This window comes from Pseudomonas fildesensis (assembly GCF_001050345.1).
Classification (GTDB): Bacteria; Pseudomonadota; Gammaproteobacteria; order Pseudomonadales; family Pseudomonadaceae; genus Aquipseudomonas; species Aquipseudomonas fildesensis.
In genome coordinates, this window is record NZ_LFMW01000006.1 from 158,271 (window position 1) to 164,395 (window position 6,125).

The following is a 6,125-nucleotide window of genomic DNA, read 5'->3' on the forward strand; positions in this document are numbered from 1 at the left end:
TTTTTCCCTGAGCGCGCTAGAATGCGCGCCGATGGGCGGAGAACTGTATGTGGCAACAGAACCTGATAACCCTGCGGGCCAAGCCCCGGGGCTTTCATCTGGTGACCGACGAGTTGCTTGCCGGCTTGCCTGAATTAAAGGCCTGTCGTGTGGGCCTGTTGCACCTGTGGCTGCAGCACACCTCGGCCTCGTTGACTGTCAACGAGAATGCCGATCCGGCGGTTCGTCGTGACTTCGAACGTTTTTTCAATGCGCTGGTGCCGCAAGGTCGGGCGGGATATGAACATGACGACGAAGGACCGGATGATCTGCCGGCGCACTTTAAGGCCAGTCTCCTGGGCTGCCAGCTGAGTTTGCCGGTCAAGGCCGGCCGCTTGGCGATGGGGACCTGGCAAGGTATTTATCTGGGCGAGCACCGTGATCAGGGCGGTGCTCGTAAAGTCCTCGCCACCTTGCACGGTGATGGGGCATAAGCCACTGGTTATCCAGTGGATGTTGATTTTTTTCCGGCGCACTCGACAGAGGGTGAAGCTGGGCTATAACTAATCTGCTTTTCGCAAGTCATGAGGTAGAACATGAGCGACGATGATCTGGAAAACGACGAACTGGAAGTCGGTGATGAAGACGATACCGAAGAACTTGAAGCGGTAGCGGAAGACGCTCCTGACGAAGGCGATGACGGTGGCGACGATACGCCTGCCAAAGCAGCCAAAGGCAAGGCCAAGGCCGCTGTTTCGGTAGACGAACTGCCGAGCGTTGAAGCCAAGAACAAAGAGCGCGATGCGCTGGCCCGTGCGATGGAAGAATTCCTCGCTAAAGGCGGCAGAGTGCAGGAAGTTGAGGCCAACGTGGTGGCAGATCCACCGAAGAAGCCCGATAACAAGTACGGCAGCCGACCTATCTAAGGTCAACCACCTGCTTGCTGAAAAAGCCCGCCGTCGCTGCGGGCTTTTTCATGGCTGCTACAGGGGATTATTTCCAGCTTGCCAGCAGCTTCGGCAATTCCTTCAGGCTACTAATCTGCGCATCCGGGCGTTTATCCGCCTCCCAGGCCTTGCCCGTCGGGTTGAACCACACCGCACGCAGCCCGGCCTGTTGCGCCCCGGCGATGTCATCCCCCGGGTGATCGCCCACATGCACCGCCGCACTGGCGTCCACGCCACCGCGCTGTAACGCTTCCTCAAACAATCGTGCATCCGGTTTGGCGATGCCGATGTCTTCGGCGCGCAGGGCGAAGTGGAAATAGTCCGCCAGGCCGACGCGCTGCACATCCGCATTACCGTTGGTGATCACGCCCAGCAGGAAGTGCTGGCGCAGTGCATGCAGCATGGGCTCGGCTTCGGGGAACACGGTGAGCTGGTGACGCGCGTGTATGAATGCTTCAAAGCACACATCCGCCATCTGCGTCGCTTCAGGCTGCGGATAGCCTGCCTCTTCAAAGGCGTGCATCAATACGCGATGGCGCAGGAGGCTGATGCGGTTTTTGAGCTCGGGATGACGTTGCAGCACCTGCTGGCGAAGGCTGGCGAAATGCTCCAGGGGCAAGTCGCCCACTTTGGCCGCGTGGGTCGCCAGCCATTCGCGCATCGACGCTTCGGCGCTGACGATGACGGGTACGTTGTCCCAGAGGGTGTCGTCCAGGTCGAAGGTGATCAGCTTGATGCTCATGAGTCGCCGCCCTTGATGCGTTTGGCCCGTGGATGGGCGCTGTCATACACCGTTGCCAGGTGTTGGAAGTCCAGATGGGTATAGATCTGTGTGGTCTTGATGTCGGAATGGCCGAGCAGTTCCTGCACCGCGCGCAGGTCCTGGGATGATTCGAGCATATGGCTGGCAAAGGAGTGCCGCAGCATGTGCGGGTGCAGGTTTTGCCCCAGCTCGCGCTCGCCGGCAGCCTTGACCCGTAGCTGAATCGCCCGTGGCCCCAGGCGCCGACCTTGCTGGCTGACAAACACCGCATCGTCTGCCGGGTTGGTCAACAGGCGCAGCGGCAGCCATAGCTGTAACGCTTCACGGGCTTTGCGGCCCACCGGCAACACGCGGGTCTTGCTGCCTTTGCCGAGCACTTGCACCAGGCCGTCCGCGAGGTCCAGTTGATCGAGATTCAGGCCGGTCAGTTCCGACAGGCGCAGGCCCGAAGAATAGAACAGCTCAAGGATCGCCTGGTCGCGATGGGCCAGGAAGTCATCCTCGACAGCGCCGTCCAGCAGTTGCAGGGCGCGGTCGGTGTCGAGGGTCTTGGGCAGGCGTCGTTCGCCCTTGGGCGGGGCCAGGCCATTGGCCGGGTCGTGGTCGCACAGGCCTTCGCGGTTCAGGTAGTGGTAGAGGCCGCGCACCGCCGACAGCAAGCGCGCCAGGCTGCGTGAGGATTGGCCTTGCTGGTGCAGGCGGGCGATCAGGCTGCGCAGGCTCTGGATATCCAGGGTCTTCCAGCTGGAGATCTGCTGTTTTTCGCACCAGGCCAGGACCTTGTTCAAGTCCCGCCGGTAGGCTTCCAGGGTATGGGGCGACACCTGGCGCTCGCTGCGCAGGTGAGCGCAGTAAGCGTCCAGTTGCCGTTCCATGGCTAGCGCACCGCGCGCAGGGCAGTGGTGAAGCGCGGCAGTACGCGGCCGAGCACTTCGGCGATGTAAGTCAGGAACAGCGTGCCCACCGAGCTTTTGTAATGCTGTGGATCACGGCTGGCGATGGCCAGTACGCCGTGCAGGCCTTGGTGGCTGAGGGCAACTACGGCGGTGGAGCCGATTTGCTGGCGCTGTTCGGCGCCAAACAAAAAGTCCAGTTCATGCTCGCGCAAGGTGCCGCTGATGGTTTTGCCTTCGGAGAGCAGACCGCCAATCGCCGTCTGTGCGTCTCTACCGCTGACCCAGCGCCCCACCGGCATCGGGTTGTCGCTGAACAGGATCAGGCTGACAAAAGGCACCTGGAAATCCTGGCGCAGACTGTCTTCCACGGCGATCACCGTTTCTTCCAGGCTGGTGGCATCCATCAGGGTCAGGATCAGGCGGCGGGTCTTGTCGAACAGGCGATCGTTGTCACGGGCTACGTCCATCAGATGCGAGAGCCGGTGGCGCATTTCGATATTGCGCTCGCGCAGGATCTTCATCTGTCGCTCCACCAGCGACACGGTATCGCCGCGCTGGTGGGGGATGCGCAGCGCTGGCAGCAGTTCTTCATGCTCGACGAAGAAGTCCGGATTAGCCTCAAGGTACGCCGCGACAGCAGCGGCCTCCAGACTTTCGCTCGGGGTAGCTTGTGCGGGTACTTGAGGCTTATCGGTCATTAGCTTTGCTCACTCATAGACGGACCTGTCCTTCGTATACGCGCGTGGCCGGCCCGGTCATCATCACCGGGTGGCCAGGGCCTGCCCATTCGATGGACAAACGTCCGCCGGGCAGGTCGATCAGCAGCGGCGAATCCATCCACCCCTGGCTGATCGCGGCCACGGCAGCGGCGCAAGCGCCGGTACCGCAGGCCTGGGTTTCGCCGGCGCCGCGCTCCCACACACGCAGTTGCGCGCGGGAACGGTCGATCACCTGCAGGAAGCCCACATTGACCCGTGCCGGAAAGCGCGGGTGATGTTCGATCTTCGGCCCCAGCTCATGCACCGGCGCGTTATTGATGTCGTTGACTCGCAGCACGGCATGGGGGTTGCCCATGGACACGGCGGCCAGCTCGACAGTCTTGCCGTCGACTTCAACGGCGTAGTTCGTGGCTTGCTCGGTGGCCTGGAACGGAATATCCGCCGGCACCAGGCGTGGCGCGCCCATGTTGACGCTGATCTGGCCGTCGCTGCGAATGTCCAGTTCGATCACGCCGCTCTTGGTCTCGACGCGAATCTGGCGCTTGGCGGTCAGGCGCTTGTCGAGCACAAAGCGTGCGAAGCAGCGCGCACCGTTGCCGCACTGTTCCACTTCGGAGCCGTCGGAGTTGAAGATCCGGTAACGGAAATCCACCTCAGGGTTGCTCGGCGCCTCGACGATCAGCAACTGGTCGAAGCCGATGCCGGTATGACGGTCGCCCCACTGTTTAGCGTGTTTGGGCAGGATGTGTGCGTGCTGGCTGACCAGGTCAAGGACCATGAAATCATTGCCCAGCCCGTGCATCTTGGTAAAACGCAGCAGCATGGCTTACTCCGGCAGCAGGCTTTCGCCAGCATACAACTCGGCTACCGTCTCGCGGCGACGCACTTCAAACGCTTGATCACCGTCCACCAGCACCTCGGCGGTACGCCCGCGGGTGTTGTAGTTGGAACTCATGACAAACCCGTAGGCACCGGCCGAATGAATGGCCAGCAGGTCGCCTTCTTCCAGGGCCAGTTGACGATCCTTGGCCAGGAAGTCGCCGGTTTCACAGATCGGGCCGACGATGTCATAGGCACGGGCTTCGCTGTCGCGAGGTGTCACGGCGGTGACATTCATCCAGGCCTGGTACAGCGCCGGGCGGATCAGGTCGTTCATCGCCGCATCGACGATGGCGAAATCCTTGTGCTCGGTGTGCTTGAGGTACTCGACCTGGGTCAGCAGCACGCCGGCATTGGCGACGATATACCGGCCCGGCTCGAACATCAGCGTCAGGTCGCGGCCTTCGGTGCGCTCGCGCACGGCATTGATGTAGTCGGCAATCAGCGGCGGCTCTTCATCGCGATAACACACGCCCACGCCACCACCGAGGTCGATGTGGTGCAGGTAAATGCCGCACTCGCCCAGGCGGTCAATCAACGCCAGCAGGCGGTCGAGGGCATCGAGGAACGGGGGCAGGGTGGTCAGTTGCGAGCCGATATGGCAGTCGACACCCAGCACTTCCAGGTTCGGCAGTTGGGCGGCGCGGATGTATACGTCCTCGGCGTCGGCGATGGCGATGCCGAACTTGTTCTCTTTGAGACCGGTAGAAATGTACGGGTGGGTGCCGGCGTCGACGTCCGGGTTGACGCGCAGGGAGATCGGCGCGCGAACGCCCATTTCGGCGGCCACGACTTGCAGGCGCTCCAGCTCGTCGGTGGACTCGACGTTGAAGCAACGCACGCCGACTTCCAGGGCGCGGCGCATGTCTTCGCGGCTCTTGCCGACGCCGGAGAACACAATCTTGTCAGCCTGGCCGCCGGCGGCCAGTACCCGCTCCAGTTCGCCACGGGACACGATGTCGAAACCGGCGCCCAGACGCGCCAGGACATTGAGCACGCCCAGGTTGGAGTTGGCTTTCACCGCATAGCACACCAGGTGCGGCACGCCATTGAGCGGGTCGGTGAACGAGCGGTATTGAGCTTCGATGTGCGCGCGTGAGTACACATAGGTCGGGGTACCAAAGCGCTCGGCAATCGCGGACAGCGCCACGCCTTCCGCGAACAGCTCGCCGTCCCGGTAGTTAAAAGCGTCCATGATTTTCCCTTAGTAAGTGTCGTGCTTGTGCGCTTTTTGTGGCTTCTGCGACGATTGCGCCTGTTCGTTCGGATCTTTGCTGTCATCGGGCAGGTACAGCGGGCCTTTTTGACCACAGGCACTAACGAGGCAAGCGACCGCGACGAGCGCAGCAAGGGAAGAGATCAGGCGCTTCATGGCGAAATCCTTGAATATGCATTAATTGCGCCCGAGTATACCGACCACCTGCCGGCTTGCCTATGCGCCGGAATACCCGTCCGGCGGGGGTTTGCTGACGTGGGCGCGAACCGGGCTACGCTTGCTGGGGATATTTCGTACCTCCATCGGTAATGAACTCGGTATCCTTTGCAATCGGCGGGGCTCGTCCGTATTGTGCGGCGCTTGAGCAAAACCAGACACTTTTGAGGTTGCCACAATGAGTTTGACCGAAGCCCGTTTTCACGACCTGGTGGATTCGACCCAGCAGGCGCTGGAAGATATTTTCGATGAGAGCGGCCTGGACCTCGACCTGGAAAACTCGGCCGGCGTGCTGACCGTCAAGTTCGAGAACGGCACTCAGTTGATCTTCAGCCGCCAGGAGCCGTTGCGTCAGCTGTGGCTGGCGGCGCGGTCCGGTGGTTTTCACTTCGACTACGATGAAGAGGAAAATCGCTGGGCGCACGACACGAGTGATGAACTGCTGAGCGAAATGCTCGCACGCCTGGTCCAGGAACAAGCCGGCGCCGAGCTGGACTTCGACGAGATCTG

9 protein-coding genes are annotated in these 6,125 nt (G+C 61.6%); 3 read left to right on the forward strand and 6 right to left on the reverse strand.

What is annotated here, in order from left to right; genetic code table 11:
• Positions 1 to 47: 47 nt before the first annotated feature.
• Together ACR52_RS10405 and sutA are read left to right on the forward strand one after the other, a co-directional pair.
• Positions 48 to 473 (forward strand): secondary thiamine-phosphate synthase enzyme YjbQ, encoded by a 426-nt coding sequence (locus ACR52_RS10405; RefSeq protein WP_048723717.1) that lies wholly within the window; start codon positions 48 to 50, stop codon positions 471 to 473.
• A gap of 102 nt (positions 474 to 575) precedes the next feature.
• A complete protein-coding gene (gene sutA / locus ACR52_RS10410) occupies positions 576 to 905 on the forward strand; it encodes a transcriptional regulator SutA (protein ID WP_048723719.1) in 330 nt (109 codons plus the stop codon).
• A gap of 67 nt (positions 906 to 972) precedes the next feature.
• On the opposite strand, the gene ACR52_RS10415 is transcribed toward sutA, so the two are convergent.
• Genes ACR52_RS10415 through lptM form a run of 6 tightly spaced genes read right to left on the reverse strand, consistent with a single transcriptional unit; the run spans position 973 to position 5,555 of the window.
• On the reverse strand, positions 973 to 1,668 hold the full coding sequence (locus ACR52_RS10415; protein WP_048723721.1) for an HAD family hydrolase: 696 nt from the start codon (positions 1,666 to 1,668) through the stop codon (positions 973 to 975).
• Positions 1,665 to 2,564, reverse strand: a complete 900-nt coding sequence (xerC, locus tag ACR52_RS10420; protein ID WP_048723722.1) for a tyrosine recombinase XerC — start codon at positions 2,562 to 2,564, stop codon at positions 1,665 to 1,667. Before xerC ends, ACR52_RS10415 begins: the two co-directional genes overlap by 4 nt.
• 2 nt (positions 2,565 to 2,566) lie before the next feature.
• Complete coding sequence (locus ACR52_RS10425) at positions 2,567 to 3,283, reverse strand: DUF484 family protein (RefSeq protein WP_048723723.1); 717 nt, start codon at positions 3,281 to 3,283, stop codon at positions 2,567 to 2,569.
• Between the two features lie 13 nt (positions 3,284 to 3,296).
• Positions 3,297 to 4,127, reverse strand: a complete 831-nt coding sequence (gene dapF, locus ACR52_RS10430) for a diaminopimelate epimerase (RefSeq protein WP_048723724.1) — start codon at positions 4,125 to 4,127, stop codon at positions 3,297 to 3,299.
• Positions 4,128 to 4,130: 3 nt separating this feature from the next.
• Complete coding sequence (gene lysA, locus ACR52_RS10435; RefSeq protein WP_048723725.1) at positions 4,131 to 5,378, reverse strand: diaminopimelate decarboxylase; 1,248 nt, start codon at positions 5,376 to 5,378, stop codon at positions 4,131 to 4,133.
• A 9-nt stretch (positions 5,379 to 5,387) separates the two neighbouring features.
• The gene (gene lptM, locus ACR52_RS29300) at positions 5,388 to 5,555 is read right to left on the reverse strand and encodes an LPS translocon maturation chaperone LptM (RefSeq protein WP_048723727.1); all 168 of its coding nucleotides are present in this window, start codon (positions 5,553 to 5,555) and stop codon (positions 5,388 to 5,390) included.
• A gap of 238 nt (positions 5,556 to 5,793) precedes the next feature.
• Between lptM and cyaY the strand changes: the two genes are divergently transcribed.
• Positions 5,794 to 6,125, forward strand: a 332-nt coding sequence (cyaY, locus tag ACR52_RS10445; protein ID WP_048723728.1) for an iron donor protein CyaY, incomplete at its 3' end; no start/stop codon positions are given.

Excerpts from the sequence above, each read along its gene's own strand:
- ACR52_RS10405 (WP_048723717.1), top strand. The coding sequence starts at position 48 with ATGTGGCAACAGAACCTGATAACCCTGCGGGCCAAGCCCCGGGGCTTT.
- sutA (WP_048723719.1), top strand. The coding sequence starts at position 576 with ATGAGCGACGATGATCTGGAAAACGACGAACTGGAAGTCGGTGATGAA.
- ACR52_RS10415 (WP_048723721.1), bottom strand. The coding sequence starts at position 1,668 with ATGAGCATCAAGCTGATCACCTTCGACCTGGACGACACCCTCTGGGAC.
- xerC (WP_048723722.1), bottom strand. The coding sequence starts at position 2,564 with ATGGAACGGCAACTGGACGCTTACTGCGCTCACCTGCGCAGCGAGCGC.
- ACR52_RS10425 (WP_048723723.1), bottom strand. The coding sequence starts at position 3,283 with ATGACCGATAAGCCTCAAGTACCCGCACAAGCTACCCCGAGCGAAAGT.
- dapF (WP_048723724.1), bottom strand. The coding sequence starts at position 4,127 with ATGCTGCTGCGTTTTACCAAGATGCACGGGCTGGGCAATGATTTCATG.
- lysA (WP_048723725.1), bottom strand. The coding sequence starts at position 5,378 with ATGGACGCTTTTAACTACCGGGACGGCGAGCTGTTCGCGGAAGGCGTG.
- lptM (WP_048723727.1), bottom strand. The coding sequence starts at position 5,555 with ATGAAGCGCCTGATCTCTTCCCTTGCTGCGCTCGTCGCGGTCGCTTGC.